Raw genomic sequence first — 16,166 nt, forward strand, 5'->3', positions numbered from 1 at the left:
CGGCTAGCGCGCGATCCCGAGCCGCTCCATGCGCCGGTACAGCGCCTGGCGCGACAGGCCCAGGTCGGCCGCAGCCTGCGCCACCACGCCGTTGGCGCGCGCCATGGACTGCACGATGGCGTCGCGATCCGGCTCCACTTCGACGCTTGCCGCAACCGTGACCGGCAGCCCCAGGTCGGCGGCCTTGATGATGTCGCCGGCGGCCAGCAGGCTGGCGCGCGCCATCACGTTTTTGAGTTCGCGCACATTGCCGGGCCAGGCGTGCGCCAGCAGCGCGGCCTGGGCGCAGTGGTGCAGGCTTTTGCCGCGCGCCAGAAAACTGCTAGCCAACGGCAAGATGTCGGCCGGGCGCGCCGCCAGCGCCGGCAGGCGCAGCTCGATCACGTTGAGGCGGTAGAACAGGTCTTCGCGAAAGGTGCCGGCGCGGATCATCGCGCCCAGGTCGGCGTTGGTAGCGCTGATCACGCGCACCTTGACCTGGCGTTCGCGGTTCGATCCAAGGCGCTCGAAGCGCCCGGTTTCGAGCACCCGCAAGAGCTTCATCTGGCCGGCCAGCGGCAGGTTGCCGATTTCATCCAAAAACAGGGTGCCGCCGTCGGCCGCTTCGAACTTGCCTTCGCGCGCGCGCGAGGCGCCGGTGTAGGCGCCCGCTTCGGCGCCGAACAGTTCGGCCTCGATCAGTTCGGCCGGCAGCGCGCCGCAATTGAGCACCACGAACGGGCCGCCGGCCACCAGCGAATTGGCCTGGATGATCTCGGCGATGCGTTCCTTGCCGGTGCCGTTGGGACCACTGATCAGCACCGGCACGTCGGCCCGCGCCACCTGGCAGGCCAGGTGCAGCACACGTTCGGTGGCGGCGTCCTGCCACACCATGCCGCGCAGGTCGAAGCCCTGTTCCAGGTCGCGCCGCACGCGCCGCTCCTGCTGCACGCGCTGGCGCAGCGAGCGGTTGGCCTGCCCCAGTTCGATCAGGTTGGTCACCGTGGCGATCAGGCGGTTGTCGTTCCAGGGCTTGGACAGATAATCGGCCGCGCCCGACTTGACCAGGTCGACCGCCGCGTCCAGGTGGGTCCAGGCGGTCAGCAGGATCACCGGCAGGTCGGGGTGGCGCCGGCGGATGTCGCGAAACAGCGCCGTGCCTTCCTCGCCCGAAGTGGTGTCGGCCGAAAAATTCATGTCCTGGATGACCAGGTCCACGCTGGTATGTTCCAGGATGGCCAGGCCTGCTTCGGGAGAGGTGGCGCTCAGCGCACCGATGTCGTGCAGCGAAAACAGGACATCGAGTGCGATGGCGACGGCGGCGTTGTCGTCGATGATCAGTACAGTAGGCATGGGCGCTAGCATACCATCGTAACCGTCAGACGCTGCGGGTGGCAGTGGCCGGCGAGATCGAGGCGGCGCGCCAGGCCGGCCCGTACACCGCCGCCATGCCGAGCACCCAGAACACGCCCGCGCCCACCACCAGGTAGGCCAGCGGCAGGCGCGCCATCTCGAGCTGGGTCACCAGCAGCTGGTTCAGCGCGGCCGACAGCGCCACCCCGCAGGCCACGCCCACGCTGGTGATCATGAAGTTCTCGGTGATGAAGTAGCGCAGGATGTCGACCCGGCGCGCCCCCAGCGCGCGCCGCACGCCAATCTGCTTGCGGCGCTGGGTGACCCACAGGCTGGCCATGCCGACGATGCCGCTGGCGGTAATGAGCAGCAGCAGCGCGCTGACCGCGATCAGCATCCACGACAGCGCCATGTCGGCCCGGTAGCGTTCCTTGCGGTGCTCGTCGACGGTTTTCATGGTGATGATGGCGCGGCCCTGGTTACTGGCGCGCATGGCCGCTTCCGCTTCCTTCATGACGCGCTCGCGCTGCCCGGCCTCGGCGCGCACCGCGAACATGGTGGCGCCGAATGACTTGCGCATCGGGACGATCAGCGCGTAGGCGCCGCGCGGCGCCACTTCCGCGCTCTGGGTTTGCAGCGTTTCGATCACGCCGATCACGGTGGCGGCGTTGGCCTCCGCCCCGGTGCCGAAATAGACGGTCTTGCCGACAGCCTGGGTCGAGCCCGGCCACAGCGCGGCGGCCAGCGCCTTGGTAACGAGCACGGACTTGGGAAACAGTTCGTCGGGCGAGGTATTGCCGTCGATGTCGACCACATCGGCCGGCATCAGGTCGCGTCCTTCCGCCAGGTTCAGCCCCCAGGTCTTGACCAGCGAATCGCTGGTGTAATACAGCGAGGCGGGAGCGCTGTCTTTGCGTGACGTGCGCGAGTTGGCCAGGCTGGTGGTCCAGCCGGACTGCGACATCGGCGCCTGGCTGGCAAACGCCATCGAGGTAACACCGCCGATGGCGCGCAAGGCCCTGGTTTCAAGCTCCTGGCGCGCCAGCTGCTCCTCGTGGCTGCCTTCGACCAGATGGCGGATGCGCAGGTAGAACACCTTACCCTCGTCGGCAATGCCGCTCGGGCGCGCCGCCACTTCCTGGCGCACGCTCACGATGTGCAGCGCGTTGGTGAGGATCGCCAGGCTGATGGCCACTTGCAGCGCCACCAGGATGGCGCCGGTTTTGCTGCGCATGAGCGCTGACAGGATGGGACGGATTTCCATGACGGGTCTTTCGTAAGTTACTGCGATTTGAGTTGAATGGCGGGCGTGACCTGGCAGGCGCGCCAGGTCGGCAGCAGGCCGGCCAGCATGGCGGCGCCGAGCGCCATCAGGAAGGTCATGCCCAGCATCCGCCAGTCCATGTTGGCGATGGCGTTGAGCTCCTTCGACTGCATGCGGATCAGGGCCAGCGCGCCGAAGGCCAGCACCAGTCCGAGCAGGCCGCCGGCCAGGCCGATGACGGCGGTCTCGGTCAGGAACTGGCGGAAGATCTCCTTGCGCGAGGCGCCCAGCGCGCGCCGGATGCCGACCTCGGAGGCGCGCACCGAGAATTTGGCCAGCAGCAGGCCGACGGTGTTGACCAGGCAAAGCAGCAGGAAGCCGAAGGCCAGCCAGGCCGCCAGGCGGCTGTCGTTGGCCACCACCTTGCGAAATTCGAGCCACTGCATGACGTCGTACAGGCGGTTTGGCTGCTTGCGCTTGAGGCGCCCCAGCTTGCGCTGTTCGGCGGCGTAGTTGTCGAGGTAATCCTGCAGCTCGGCGCGTCCTGCGGCGGTTTTGGTCTCGAAGAAGACCTGCAGCCAGGTGCATTCGGAATCGAGAAAGCCCTGCCATCCGGGCTCCGCGCGGCCACGGCAACTGACGCTGCCTTCCGGGCCCGTCTCGTGCCGGATCGCGGTGGCGAACGGCAGCATGATCTCGTCTTCGTCGCCGAAGGCGCCGCTGCCGATCAGGCGATAGAACTTGGGTACCGGCAGCCAGGGTTTGAGCACGCCCACCACCTGGAACTGCGTGTCCTTCAGGCGTATCCGTTTGCCGACCGGGTCGACCGCGCCGAACAGCTTCTCGGCCAGCGCCTGGCTGAGGATGACCACATCGGCCGCTGCCCGTTCGTCGGCGTCGGTCCAGGCCTGGCCGTGCAGGAAGGGCACGTCCATCATGGCGAAAAAGTCGCGCGTCACGGCGATGCCCTTGACCGACATCACGGCCAGGTCGCGGCGCTCGGTCTCGAGCGGCGTGGAGACGCCGTACAGCACAGTGCGCCGTTCGCCCTGGCCGCTCTTGAGGAAATTGGTGGCGTCGGTGTAGCTGGCCTGCGGGTCGCTGCGGTCTTCGTCCTCGGGATTGAAGCCTTCGCTCGGGCCGTTGTCGACCCGGGGCACGAACAGGCGTTCGCTTTTTTGCGGAATCGGATTGCCCGACATGACGTGCAGGATGGTCAGGGTCGAGACGCTGGCGGCCACGCCGATGGCCAGGGTGAGCACCATCAGCGCGGTCAGCGCGGGATTGCGGCGCAGGCTGCGGATGCCCAGCAGAAGATAGTACGAAAACATGGATGCTCCTTATGCGGCCTGGCCGGATGCTTTGGCGCCGGCCAGGGTGGACGGCGTGCGCACCAGGTCCGACACCTGGCCGTCGATGATGTGCACATTGCGCTGCGCGCGCACCGCCAGTTCGGGGTCGTGGGTGACCATCAGGATGGTGGTGCCCTGGGCGTTGATTTCTTCGAGCAGTTCCATCACCCCGCGCGCCATTTGCGTATCGAGGTTGCCGGTCGGTTCATCGGCCAGCAGCAGCTTGGGCGAGCCGGCCAGCGCGCGCGCGATCGCCACGCGCTGCTGCTGGCCGCCCGACAGTTCGGCCGGATAATGCTTCATGCGCGAGGCCAGGCCGACCTTGGAAAGCGCGTCTTCGATGCGCTCCTTGCGTTCGGCGGCGTTGAAGCCGCGGTAGCGCAGCGGCACGTCGACGTTGTCGAACAGGGACAGGTCGGGAATCAGGTTGAAGCCCTGGAAGATGAAACCCAGTTTTTCGTTGCGCAGGCGCGAGCGGGCGTTGTCGTCCATGCCCTTGACGTTGACGCCGTCGAGCACATACTCGCCGTCGGTGAATTCTTCGAGCAGGCCGGCGATGTTCAAAAAACTGGTCTTGCCCGAGCCGGACGGGCCGGTGACGGTGACGAATTCGCCCGGGGCGACGTGGATCTCGAAGCCGCGCAGCGCGTGGGTTTCGATCATGTGGGTGCGGTACACCTTGCTCAGGTTGGTCATGCGCAGCATGGGAAGTTCCTCTGGTTGAAGTTCAATTCGTGATGGAGACGCGGGCCGCGTTGGCGAAGGTGTCGGTGCCGGCGATGACGACCTTGTCGCCCGGTTTCAGGCCGCTCAGGATTTCAACCGACGACACGCTGGTCGCGCCCAGTCTGATCGGAGTGCGCACCGCCTCGCCGCCCTGCACGACATAGGCGAAGCGCCCGCCTTCGCTCTCGACGAAGGGGCCGCGCGGCAGCAGGATGACGTCGCGCTTTTCTTCGATCAGCAGGCGCGCGCTGACGCGCTGGCTCTGGCGCAGGCCCTTGGGCTGGGCGCCGTCGAAGCGCACCCGCGCCAGCACCTGGTTCTTGACCACTTCGGGCGAGAGGGCCGAGAGCTTGCCGCTGGCGGTGGCGTTGCCGAGCGCGATGTCGGCGCTCATGCCCAGGCCCATGTCGTCGACGTAGGTTTCCGGGACTTCGAGTTCGACTTCGAGGCGCGACAGGTCGACCAAGGTCATGAGGGCCGCATTGGCCGCCACCACGCTGCGGTTCTGCACCGACAAGGTGCCGATGAAGCCATCGACCGGCGCGCGCACCGACAGTTCATCGACGCGGCGCTGGGCGTTGGCCATCGACAGGCGCTGGCGATCGAGTTCGGCCAGCTTGGTTTGCAGCGCCAGGCCGACATCGTCGCCTTCCAGCGTGGCCGCCTGCGAGGCGTGGCGCGCGCGGATGCCGGCCGAGTTGAGCGCGTCCTTCGCTTTCTGGTAGTCGATCTTGGCGATGATGCCTTCCTGGACCACGCTGTCGTAGCGTTCCAGGGTGCGCTGGGCCGACAGGCGGTCGATTTCGGCGGTGTCGGCTTCGCGCTGGGCCAGCAGCTTCTGCTTTTTGGCCAGGATGCGCTGGCGCGCCACTTCCGCTTCGAGCTGCTGGTAGCTCGATTGCTCGCGTTTGAGCGCGTCCGACAGGTCGGGCGATTCGAGCAGCGCCAGGACCTGGCCCTTCTTGACCGTGTCGCCGGCGGCCACCTTGAGCGTGACCGTGGCCGGCGCGGTGGCGTACAGGGTGGGACTGACGGCGGCCACCACGCGGCCGTTGACCGAGGCGTCGCGCACCAGGGTGCCGCGCGTGACTTCGGCCACGCGCAGGCGCGCCGCGCTGACCGCATGCTCGCTGGCGCGCCAGGCCGACAGCAGCAGGGCCGCGCCGCCCAGCGCGCCCAGCACCAGTGCGGCGGCGAGGATGCGGCGCTTGGCCTTGTGCGCGGGCGGCGCGCTGATGGTGGCGTCCTGGGAAGAGGTATCTCGGATCATGGTGGTTGTCTGAACAGTAAATGACAACATTAATGCAGGAAGCGTGCCATGCCTTAAGTAACTGATTCATATGGTTTTTACGCCCGGCCAGAAGGCTGTCCGCGCTGTCCGGACAATGCGTATGGACAGGCGCCGGACAGTGGCGACTTGCATTTTGTTAATTAATCCACATCTTGCAGGCAGGCCGCGCGCTCCGTGCCGCCAGACCAGAAAGGCAGTATGTCCGCGTTCGTCTCGAAGTTGTCCGCCCTGTGGGTGCTGCTGGTAAGCCACTTGCGTGCTTTGCTGATGATTCCCGACAGGGAGCCGGTCGATTATGGTTTCGTCGCCAGCGACGTGGCGCAGCTGCACCGGCTCTGTTCCGACCCCGCGCGCGGGGCACTCGACGACGCCACCTGGAAAGACCTCCTGCTCGATGCCTACCGCGCGCAGTTATCGAAAGAGGTCAGCATCTTCGGCCAGCAGGTGCTGTACCGGCGCCTGCGTGCAGGGCTGGACGATGAGGCTTGCGCCGCGGTGGGCGAGCGGGTGCGCGCATTGATGCGCGACCCGGCGCGCCTGGCCGCGCTGCACCGCGACTGCACCTCGCTGCGCCATGCGGAACAGGAGATCGCCACCTTGCTGTTCGACGACGCCGCGCCGCCCGTGCCCTGGTGGGTGGGGAAGACCTGGCCGCTGCCGATCCTGCTGCTGGCGTCGATCGCCGCCGTCATCGTCACGCCGGCCGCGTGGCTGGCCACCGGCGTGGTGGCCTACCTGTTAATGAGCACCCAGATGCGCTACTACGAACGGGTGGACGAGTGGGACCGTTCGATGAACGCGCTGCAGATGCTGCTGCGCACCTCCAGCATCCTGGGCGCGCGCGACGATGCGCTGCTGCTGCCGTTCGCCGCACCGGCGGCGGCGGCGGGCAAGCTCAATCGCCAGCTTTCGCGCCCGCCCATGGTGATGATGACGCCCGGCGCGCGCACTTACCTGGACTGGTTCATGCTCGACAATGTGAACCATTACTACAAGGGCGTGCGGCTGGTGCATGGCCATCTGGATTTTTTGCGCGCGTGCTTTGCGCGGGTGGGCGAGCTGGAAGCCGATATCGCGCTGGCGCGCCATCTGCTTGAAGCACCGGCCCTGTGCTGGGCCGAACGGCATGCGCACGGCGCGCTGGCGCTGGAAGGGACCGTGCATCCGCTGCTGCCGCGGGCGCAGGCGCTGTCGGTCAGCCTGGCCGGCGGCGGCGCCTTCATTTCGGGCCAGAACGGCATCGGCAAGAGCACCTTGCTGCGCACCGTGGGAGTGAACCTGGTGACGGCGCGGGCGTTCGGCTTTTGCTATGCGCAAAAGGCCAGGGTGCCGGACCTGCCGGTCTACACCAGCATGCAGAGCGAGGATTCGCTGTTCGGCGGCGAGAGCCTGTACATGGCCGAACTGCGGCGCGCGCAGGAACTGCTGGCGGCGGCGGACGGGCCGCATCCGGGCATTTGCATCATCGACGAGATTTTCAGGGGCACCAATCACCTCGAATCGGTGTCGGCCGCCGCCGCGGTGCTCGATGTGCTGGCGGCCAGGGGGCTGGTGCTGGTGTCGTCGCACAACCTGGTGCTGGCGTCCCTGCTGGCGCAACGGCTCGCGCCCCTGTGCGTGCGGCTCGACGGCGCCGGGCGGCTGGTGCTGGAACCCGGCGTGCTGGCCCATACCAACGGCATCGCCCTGCTGGCGCAACGCGGTTTCGGCAGCGCCATCGAAGAACGCGCGGGCAGGGTGTTCGACTGGCTCGACGGCTATCTGGCGCATCCGGGCGATTGCGACGGGGTGCTGGCCGGCAGCCCCGTGTCAGGGTAGCGGCCCGGCAGGCTTGCGCAGGGTGCGCCATGCCGCCAGGGCGAAGGCGACCGAAAACAGGCCGAGCGACAGCACGCTGGCCATGACGCGCCGCCCGTCGAGCAGGTCGCCGATCCACAGCCACGGCATGATGGGAGCGCAGATCAGGGTGTAGGACAAGGGAAAAAACGCATTGGGGGGCGCGATCAGCAGCGACAGGCCGGTGGCGAGCGCGCTGACGGCGAGGTACCAGAACACGAGCCGCAGGCTGATGCCGATGAATTTCTTCATTTGTCGCGCTTGAGCGGCGTGCCCTTGTCGATCACTTCGCGGCAGTCGCCCTTGAAGGTGGCGTTGTCATAGTCGCTCCAGCCGTAGCTATCGACGTAGCGCTTGTGCTGCCGGAAGCCGGGATTGACGAAACTCCATTCCAGGCGTTCGCCCGGATAGCGGATGTCGGCCAGGTCGAGCAGGGTGTGGAACATGTTCTCGGTCGCCAGGCGCGCGCCCCGGTGGCGCCGCAGCTGTTCCACCTTGCCCGGATAGCGCGCCTGGTACTGGTCGGAATACCAGAGCAGCGCCGGCACGTGGAAGTCGTACTGGGTATTGTGGCCGTGGAAGGCCAGCTTGCAGCTGTTGTCGTACAGCGCCTGGCCATGGTCGGACACGTACAGCATGGCGCTGCGCTGCTGCGACGCCTTGAGCTGCCCAATCACGCTGGCCAGGAACCAGTCGGTATACAGAATCGTGCTGTCGTAGCTGTTATTGAGCTGCGTCTTGAGCGCCGGGTTGCTGTAGACCGGCTTGTCGATGCCGAACAGCGATGGCTGCCAGCGGTCGAACTGCTTGGGATAGCGCTGGCTGTAGTTCCAGTGGCTGCCCAGCGAGTGCAGCACGATCAGTTTTTTCGGGGCCGGGTCGGCGATGGCATTGCGCAGCGGGTCGAACAGGATCTCGTCGAAGTTCGAGCTGTTGGTAAAGCCGCCCAGGTTGAGGAACTGGATCACCTCGGCCTCTTTGGCGAACACCGACACCGGCGTGTCGAATTCGCCGAACGAGATCTGGTTCGACAGCCAGTAGGTCTTGAAGCCGGCTTCCTTGTAGGCGGTCAGGAAGGATTTTTCGGCGAAGCCGTCCTTGAGGCTCTGGGTGGCCGGTTTGCGCGAGATGATCACCGGTACCGACAGGCGCGTGGCAGAGACCGAGGTGACCACGTCGGGCAGGGTCACCAGCTTGGTTTCTTTTCCGAGCAGGGGATTGGTCTCGCGCGCGTAGCCGTTCAGGCTCCAGCGGTCGAAGCGCGACGATTCGCCGAGCACCATCACCACGATCTCGGGCTCGGTGTCGGGCGCGGCCTGGTGCGCGCCGAAGCGGAAATGGCTGTTGCGCTGGACCAGTGAGGCCAGGTGCTTGCGTTCTTTATAGAAGTCGACCCCGCGCGCGGTGATGCCGAAGGGCCAGGTTTGCGCGAAGGCGCCGAATTCGAGCGGTAGCACGGCCCAGTGCGGCAGGGGCGCGGACTTCCAGCCTGTCCAGGCGGCGCCGGCGCCGGCCTTGCTGGCGCTGGCGGGCGCCTTGCCGGCGGCGGGCGCCGCGCTGGTGGCGGGGGCGCGCGGGGCGACGCCGAATTCGTGGCCGTAGGCCCACAGGCCGGCGCCGATGGCCAGCAGGCCCAGGGTCAGCCAGCGCGAGCCGTCGTCCCAGTCGAGGTCGCGCGCGCGGCGGGCCGCCTGGAAGGAGGTGACCCACCAGGCGATGACGGCGGCCATGACGGCCAGCATCAGCCACACCGTCTTGCCGAGAAACTCCAGCGCTTCCTTGGGACTGGTCTCGGCAATGATGCCCAGGTGATGGGTGGAAATGCTTTGGCCGTAGAAACTGAACAGGTAGAGCTCGGTCGGTAGCGCCAGGAAGGCGGGAATCAGCAACCAGTGGAACCAGGCGGGACGCTTGAACAGCGCCCACACCGCCACCCACGCCACCGCTTCGATGCCGAGCACCTGCCACGGACGGTCGAGCCGTTTGCCCAGCAGCATGGGAAAGAAGGGGATGGCGGACAGCGCCGCGTAGGTCAGCAGCAGGTACAGCGGGGCGGGGCGCAGCAAGTGTCGCATCAGGGAAAGGTGGGGCCGGCGAAATTGGCCATTATCCGGGGTTTTTCATTCTCGCTGCCAAATATTCGAATTCGCACACGCGCAGGAGTGGCGGCCAGCGGCGCCTTGCGATCGGCGACGACGGGGGCGGCATTTTATAAATTGAATAAAGCTTTGTTATAATGATATTGTTCTGAAGTTCATTATGTGGGGCGACGAATCGTTTCTTTCGGGAGAATGTTAACTTTACATTCTTAATAGTGAAGTCGCACTGTCTCGCGTAAAAAATTGTGGGCGGCAATGGCGGAAACATGGCTGGCGCCCGGGATCTGGCAATCAACAACATCGCTTAAAGGCTGACTATGGCACTCGATTTGGAAAAATTTGTAAAACATTTGAAGGACAATGCGCTGCCGGGATTCGGAGAGGGAAAGTGCGCCACGCATGTACGCAAAGCGCTGCAGGCAGGCGGCGCCTTCGTGACGCCGAATGTCGCGTCCGCGAAAAATTATGGCCCGGTCCTGCTTCAAATCGGCTTCCGCGAAATTGAAGTCACGGACCCGGGCAGCTTCCGCTTTATCAAGGGCGACGTGATGGTCATGCAGCCATATACCAACGGTAATATCAATGGGCATGTGGCCGGGTATAGCGGAAGCAGATGGATTTCCGATTTCGTTCAAACCGATTTCTGGGCAGGCCCCGGATACCGCGCAGAAAAGCCGGCCTATGTCGTCTACCGTTATTAAGCGCCTGTGCGCGGCCGTGGTTTTTGCGGCATTGAGCGCCGTTGCGGGCGCCGCTGAGAGCAACCATCCGCCCAAATTCGTGCAGGACCCGATCCTGGGCCTGCGCCTGCCTGTGGCGAACCTGAAACTCGATCCGGTATCCGAAGAGATCCGTGCCCTGTGCGTCCAGATGGCCGACAACGAGAACTGGACCGCGCGCCAGTGGACCTTCGGCGAAGCAAAGTCTGCCGACGCCACGTATTACCTCGCGAGCGGCTACTTCAAGCGCTGGCATCCGCAACGCGGCCAGCGCCGCTATTTGCAGCCCGATGACGGCGGCGTGTATCAGGTCGCAGGCGGCAAGTGCAATGGCGACCCGGCCCGCGAAACCTTCGCTGTGCGCGATGCCAGGCAAATCCCGCACGAGGTGCTGCAGCAGCTCGCTGCCGATCTGGTCGCGCGGCTGGAGCGCGCCGCCGGCGGCCCGGAGCGCTTGCGTGCCGAAATCAAGAAGCAGCGTATCGACCTGCACAAGCTCTCGCCGGAACTGCGGGAAGCGTTCAAATCCTACGCCGCGCCCGTCAAGTAGTTTGCTTCATGGCCGATGACACGCAACGCCCCGGATAATCTATCCGGGGCGTTGCGCTTTTCGGAATGCGCATCGCGCAAGCTGCCAATGCGTTTGTCAATGACGTTATCGGCGAGATCAGTCGCGGTAGCTAGCGGAATGAAATGGATGACCATCAGGCTGTTATAATGGCAATGTTTTTATACTAATAACCTGATTGAGAGCAGATCCATGAAAACCACTATTCGTATTGCAGCGCTGACCATGTCGATCCTGGCTGCGGGCGCGGCCTCGGCGATCGACCTCGGCGGCATGCTGGGCGCGGGCAAGGACCTGGCCAAGGCCGCCACCGTCAGCGACAAGGACGTGATCGAAGGCTCGCGCCTGATGATGCGCCAGATGGACAAGGAAGAAAAAGTCGCGCCGGCCGGCAGCAAGTACGCCAAGCGCCTGGCGATGCTGACCAAGGGCCTGGAAAATGAAGACGGGCTGAAGCTGAACTTCGCGGTCTACCAGTCCGATGACATCAACGCCTTCGCCACGCCGGACGGCAGCATCCGTATTTACGCCGGCCTGATGGACCTGATGAACGACGACGAACTGCGCGGCGTGATCGGCCACGAAATCGGCCACACCAAGCTTGGCCACGCGGCCTCGCAGATGAAAAAGGCGCTGTTGCTGTCGGCCGGCACCAAGGCGGCGGGCGCGAGCGGCAACCAGATCGGCGGCATGGTCGCGGCCAACGAAGAAACCATCAAGGCCTTCGGCAATGCGCAGTTCTCGCAGTCCGATGAAACCTCGTCGGATGACTATGGCTTCAAGTTCATGCAGAAGCACAAGTACGATGTGCGCGCCATGGAATCGGCCTTCCGCAAGCTGGCCAAAGGCGAGGCCAGCGAAGGCAGCATGATGGCCAGCCATCCGGGCTCGAACGCGCGCGCCGACCGCATGAAGGCGGCCGCCGACAAGCTGTAACTGTCGGCCCGCCGGCGGGGAGACACCGGGGTCAGACCCCCAAAAGAAAAACCGGGGTCTGACCCCGGTGCCCGGTGTCTCACCCCCGTCACATCCCCCGTCCCGCATAGCATGATCGCCCCAGATTCGCATTGCCAAGCGTTAAACTGTTTGACTGCCTGCCACTTCGCGTCTATACTCGCGAGTTCTCGATTTTATTCTGCGCATTGTTTACGCATTCAGCGCCGCTCCTCGCAGGGCGGCTGTCGGTGCCTCCCCTGCGCAGTCCTCGGGACTCCGTTTCAGTCCCCGGACAGTTGGTCCGGGTTATTCATGTTGTAATTTTGTTGGATTTATAACGATGCCAACCATCAATCAACTGATTCGCAATCCACGCGTCGCTCTGACCGTGAAAAGCAAATCGCCGGCGCTGGAAAACAGCCCGCAAAAACGTGGTGTTTGCACCCGTGTGTACACGACGACCCCAAAGAAGCCAAACTCGGCTCTGCGTAAAGTCGCCAAAGTTCGCCTGACCAACGGTTTCGAAGTCATTTCGTACATCGGCGGTGAAGGCCACAACCTGCAAGAACACAGTGTCGTGCTGCTGCGCGGCGGTCGTGTAAAAGATTTGCCGGGTGTGCGTTACCACATGGTTCGCGGTGCACTGGATACCCAGGGCGTCAAAGACCGTAAGCAAGCTCGTTCGAAATACGGTACGAAGCGCGCTAAAGCAGGCAAGAAGTAATTTTTCGCCCCGCTTTCACTAGAAGTTTAACGAGTTGAACCGACCGTAACGGTCGAGTAAGTGGATGGCTATGATGGCCTCCGCGAGTGCGCACAGCGCGCTCAACTGAAGATAGGAAGGAATTGATATGCCACGTCGTCGTGAAGTACCCAAGCGCGAAATCTTGCCAGATCCAAAGTTCGGTAACCAAGATGTCGCCAAATTCGTCAACGTACTGATGCTGTCCGGTAAAAAATCGGTCGCAGAAAACATCATCTACGGTGCATTTGAGCACATCAAGCAAAAGTCCGGCAAAGACCCGCTCGAAGTGTTTGCAACCGCGATCAACAATGCCAAGCCGATGGTCGAGGTTAAGTCCCGCCGCGTCGGTGGTGCCAACTACCAGGTGCCAGTTGAAGTTCGTCCGGTTCGTCGTATGGCGCTGTCCATGCGTTGGTTGCGCGAAGCCGCAAACAAGCGCAGCGAAAAATCCATGCCGCAACGCCTCGGTGGCGAATTGATGGAAGCCGCTGAAATGCGCGGTGGTGCTATGAAGAAGCGGGACGAAGTTCACCGCATGGCAGAAGCGAACAAAGCGTTCTCGCATTTCCGCTTCTAATCAATTGGCCACATCCCGGTTTGCACGATTGTGCAAGCCCGGGTGCGGCCATGTATCTGTTGTTCGAGGCCGGGCTCATTTTGTTCACAAAATGCCGCTCGGTTTTGTCCATTAAAAGATTTAGGAATAATTATGGCACGCAAGACCCCCATTGAGCGCTACCGCAATATCGGTATCTCGGCTCACATCGATGCTGGCAAGACCACCACGACCGAGCGCGTCCTGTTCTACACGGGCGTGAACCACAAGATCGGCGAAGTGCATGATGGCGCGGCCACCATGGACTGGATGGAGCAAGAGCAGGAACGCGGTATCACGATTACCTCGGCTGCAACGACCTGCTTCTGGAAAGGGATGGCTAACAATTTCCCTGAGCACCACATCAACATCATCGACACCCCGGGCCACGTTGACTTCACGATTGAAGTTGAACGCTCGATGCGCGTACTCGACGGTGCTTGCATGGTTTACTGCGCAGTGGGCGGTGTTCAGCCACAGTCGGAAACCGTATGGCGCCAGGCGAACAAGTACAAGGTGCCACGTCTTGCTTTTGTCAACAAGATGGACCGTACCGGCGCCAACTTCTTCAAGGTCTACGAGCAGATGCGTGCTCGCCTGAAAGCGAACCCGATTCCGCTGCAGATTCCTATCGGTGCCGAAGACAACTTCAAAGGCGTCGTCGATCTGGTCAAGATGAAAGCCATCTACTGGGACGACGCGTCGCAGGGCATGAAGTTCGACTACCGCGATATTCCTGCTGAGTTGCAAGAGCAGGCTGCCGAGTGGCGTCTGAAGCTCGTCGAAACCGCTGCTGAAGCGAACGACGAACTGATGAACAAGTACCTGGAAGAAGGCGACCTGTCGGAAGCCGAGATCAAGGCTGCTCTGCGCCAGCGTACCATCGCCTCGGAAATCGTCCCGATGATGTGCGGCACCGCGTTCAAGAACAAGGGCGTGCAAGCCATGCTCGACGGCGTGATCGAATACCTGCCATCGCCAATCGACATCCCGCCAGTCAAGGGTATGGACGAAGACGACCAGCCGACCACCCGTAAAGCGGAAGACGACGAGAAATTCTCGGCGCTGGCATTCAAGATCATGACCGACCCATTCGTGGGCCAGCTGATCTTCTTCCGCGTCTACTCGGGCATGATCAAGTCGGGCGACACCGTCTACAATCCGATCAAGAACAAGAAAGAACGTCTTGGCCGTATTTTGCAGATGCACGCGAATCAGCGCGAAGAAATCAAGGAAGTCCACGCCGGCGACATCGCCGCCGCGGTCGGCCTGAAAGACGCGACCACGGGCGAAACCCTGTGCGATCCATCGTCGATCATCACGCTGGAAAAAATGGTCTTCCCTGAGCCGGTGATTCAGCAGGCTGTCGAGCCGAAAACCAAGGCTGACCAGGAAAAAATGGGCCTGGCGCTGAACCGCCTGGCACAGGAAGATCCTTCGTTCCGCGTGAAAACCGATGAAGAATCGGGCCAGACCATCATCGGTGGTATGGGCGAGTTGCACCTGGAAATTATCGTTGACCGCATGAAGCGCGAATTCGGCGTTGAAGCGACCGTCGGCAAGCCACAAGTGGCTTACCGCGAAACGATCCGCAAGGTGTGCGAAGAATCCGAAGGCAAGTTCGTCAAGCAGTCGGGCGGTCGTGGTCAGTACGGTCACGTTGTCCTGAAGATCGAGCCGCAAGAAGCCGGTAAAGGTTTCGAATTCGTCGACGCGATCAAGGGCGGTACCGTTCCACGCGAATACATCCCTGCGGTTGAAAAGGGTGTGCGCGGCACGCTGAACGCCGGCGTGATGGCTGGTTATCCAGTGGTCGACGTCAAGGTCACGCTGTTCTTCGGTTCGTACCACGATGTGGACTCGAACGAAAACGCGTTCCAGATGGCCGCTTCGATGGCATTCAAAGATGGCTGCCGTAAAGCATCGCCAGTCATCCTCGAGCCAATGATGGCCGTGGAAGTGGAAACGCCGGAAGACTACGCCGGTACCGTGATGGGCGATCTGTCGTCCCGCCGCGGTATGGTGCAGGGCATGGACGAGATCCCAGGCGGCGGCGGCAAGATCATCAAAGCCGAAGTGCCACTGTCCGAAATGTTCGGTTACTCGACCTCGCTGCGTTCCGCAACGCAAGGCCGTGCTACCTACACGATGGAATTCAAGCACTACTCGGAAGCGCCTAAGCACGTTACCGATGCAATCGTTACTGCTAAAGCCAAGTAATTAAGTTTCGTCCGTTGGGGACCAGGGCAGGGCTCATCGCCGCTGCCCTTTCCTCAACGTGATGAGACGATTGCGGGACAGAGCAGGGTTCATCGCCTTTGCTCTGTCCTCAACTGAATAAATTGAATTGCCGGGCGCGCCCATAAGCCGCGCTGGCAACAAACAAAAATTGTAAAAATAGTCTTTAAAGGAAGATCAAAATGGCAAAAGGTAAATTCGAACGGACCAAGCCGCACGTCAACGTGGGCACCATCGGTCACGTCGACCACGGTAAAACCACCCTGACGGCAGCGATCGCAACCGTTCTGTCGAAGAAATTCGGCGGCGAAGCAAAAGCATACGACCAGATCGATGCGGCACCGGAAGAAAAAGCACGCGGCATCACCATCAACACCGCGCACGTCGAGTACGAAACGGCTAACCGCCACTACGCTCACGTTGACTGCCCAGGCCACGCCGATTACATCAAGAACATGATCACCG

Annotated in this window: 15 protein-coding genes; 8 read left to right on the plus strand and 7 right to left on the minus strand. The window is 63.0% G+C overall.

Translation table 11 applies throughout. From position 1 onward, the window contains the following. Positions 1-3 precede the first annotated feature (3 nt). The 5 genes from F2P45_RS27905 to F2P45_RS27925 are packed head-to-tail and all read right to left on the minus strand — an operon-like array spanning position 4 to position 5,944. Entirely contained in the window at positions 4-1,332 is a 1,329-nt protein-coding gene (locus F2P45_RS27905) for a sigma-54-dependent transcriptional regulator (protein WP_166881484.1), read from the minus strand. Positions 1,333-1,357: 25 nt separating this feature from the next. Further along, positions 1,358-2,596: an ABC transporter permease gene (locus tag F2P45_RS27910; protein WP_166881485.1), complete on the minus strand. Its 1,239-nt coding sequence runs from the start codon at positions 2,594-2,596 to the stop codon at positions 1,358-1,360. A gap of 17 nt (positions 2,597-2,613) precedes the next feature. After that, positions 2,614-3,927: an ABC transporter permease gene (locus F2P45_RS27915; RefSeq protein ID WP_166881486.1), complete on the minus strand. Its 1,314-nt coding sequence runs from the start codon at positions 3,925-3,927 to the stop codon at positions 2,614-2,616. 9 nt (positions 3,928-3,936) lie between these two features. Further along, a complete protein-coding gene (locus F2P45_RS27920; RefSeq protein ID WP_166881487.1) occupies positions 3,937-4,653 on the minus strand; it encodes an ABC transporter ATP-binding protein in 717 nt (238 codons plus the stop codon). 22 nt (positions 4,654-4,675) lie between these two features. Next, positions 4,676-5,944 (minus strand): efflux RND transporter periplasmic adaptor subunit, encoded by a 1,269-nt coding sequence (locus tag F2P45_RS27925; protein WP_166881488.1) that lies wholly within the window; start codon positions 5,942-5,944, stop codon positions 4,676-4,678. A gap of 219 nt (positions 5,945-6,163) precedes the next feature. Between F2P45_RS27925 and F2P45_RS27930 the strand changes: the two genes are divergently transcribed. Then, positions 6,164-7,783 (plus strand): MutS-related protein, encoded by a 1,620-nt coding sequence (locus F2P45_RS27930; RefSeq protein ID WP_229505337.1) that lies wholly within the window; start codon positions 6,164-6,166, stop codon positions 7,781-7,783. Here the strand turns inward: F2P45_RS27930 and F2P45_RS27935 are convergent. Together F2P45_RS27935 and F2P45_RS27940 are read right to left on the minus strand one after the other, a co-directional pair. Then, entirely contained in the window at positions 7,775-8,053 is a 279-nt protein-coding gene (locus tag F2P45_RS27935) for a hypothetical protein (protein WP_166881489.1), read from the minus strand. The genes F2P45_RS27930 and F2P45_RS27935 overlap by 9 nt on opposite strands. After that, complete coding sequence (locus tag F2P45_RS27940; protein WP_166881490.1) at positions 8,050-9,876, minus strand: phosphoethanolamine transferase; 1,827 nt, start codon at positions 9,874-9,876, stop codon at positions 8,050-8,052. The genes F2P45_RS27935 and F2P45_RS27940 overlap by 4 nt, the downstream gene beginning before the upstream one ends. A 341-nt stretch (positions 9,877-10,217) precedes the next feature. On the opposite strand from F2P45_RS27940, the gene F2P45_RS27945 reads away from it, so the two are divergent. The 7 genes from F2P45_RS27945 to F2P45_RS27975 form a co-directional block, all read left to right on the plus strand. Then, positions 10,218-10,601: a hypothetical protein gene (locus F2P45_RS27945; RefSeq protein WP_229505338.1), complete on the plus strand. Its 384-nt coding sequence runs from the start codon at positions 10,218-10,220 to the stop codon at positions 10,599-10,601. After that, positions 10,582-11,169: a hypothetical protein gene (locus tag F2P45_RS27950; RefSeq protein ID WP_166881491.1), complete on the plus strand. Its 588-nt coding sequence runs from the start codon at positions 10,582-10,584 to the stop codon at positions 11,167-11,169. Before F2P45_RS27945 ends, F2P45_RS27950 begins: the two co-directional genes overlap by 20 nt. Positions 11,170-11,379: 210 nt before the next feature. Then, entirely contained in the window at positions 11,380-12,123 is a 744-nt protein-coding gene (locus F2P45_RS27955) for a M48 family metalloprotease (RefSeq protein WP_166881492.1), read from the plus strand. A 340-nt stretch (positions 12,124-12,463) separates the two neighbouring features. Further along, positions 12,464-12,847, plus strand: coding sequence for a 30S ribosomal protein S12 (rpsL, locus tag F2P45_RS27960; protein ID WP_025603541.1), 384 nt, complete (start codon positions 12,464-12,466; stop codon positions 12,845-12,847). 127 nt (positions 12,848-12,974) lie between these two features. Then, the gene (gene rpsG / locus F2P45_RS27965; protein ID WP_054265804.1) at positions 12,975-13,445 is read left to right on the plus strand and encodes a 30S ribosomal protein S7; all 471 of its coding nucleotides are present in this window, start codon (positions 12,975-12,977) and stop codon (positions 13,443-13,445) included. 132 nt (positions 13,446-13,577) lie between these two features. Next, positions 13,578-15,683: an elongation factor G gene (gene fusA, locus F2P45_RS27970; RefSeq protein WP_166881493.1), complete on the plus strand. Its 2,106-nt coding sequence runs from the start codon at positions 13,578-13,580 to the stop codon at positions 15,681-15,683. A gap of 200 nt (positions 15,684-15,883) precedes the next feature. Continuing rightward, a partial coding sequence (locus F2P45_RS27975; protein WP_229505339.1) for a GTP-binding protein occupies positions 15,884-16,166 on the plus strand: 283 nt, incomplete at its 3' end.

It is taken from the genome of Massilia mucilaginosa (assembly GCF_011682145.1).
Classification (GTDB): domain Bacteria; phylum Pseudomonadota; class Gammaproteobacteria; order Burkholderiales; family Burkholderiaceae_D; genus Telluria_A; species Telluria_A mucilaginosa.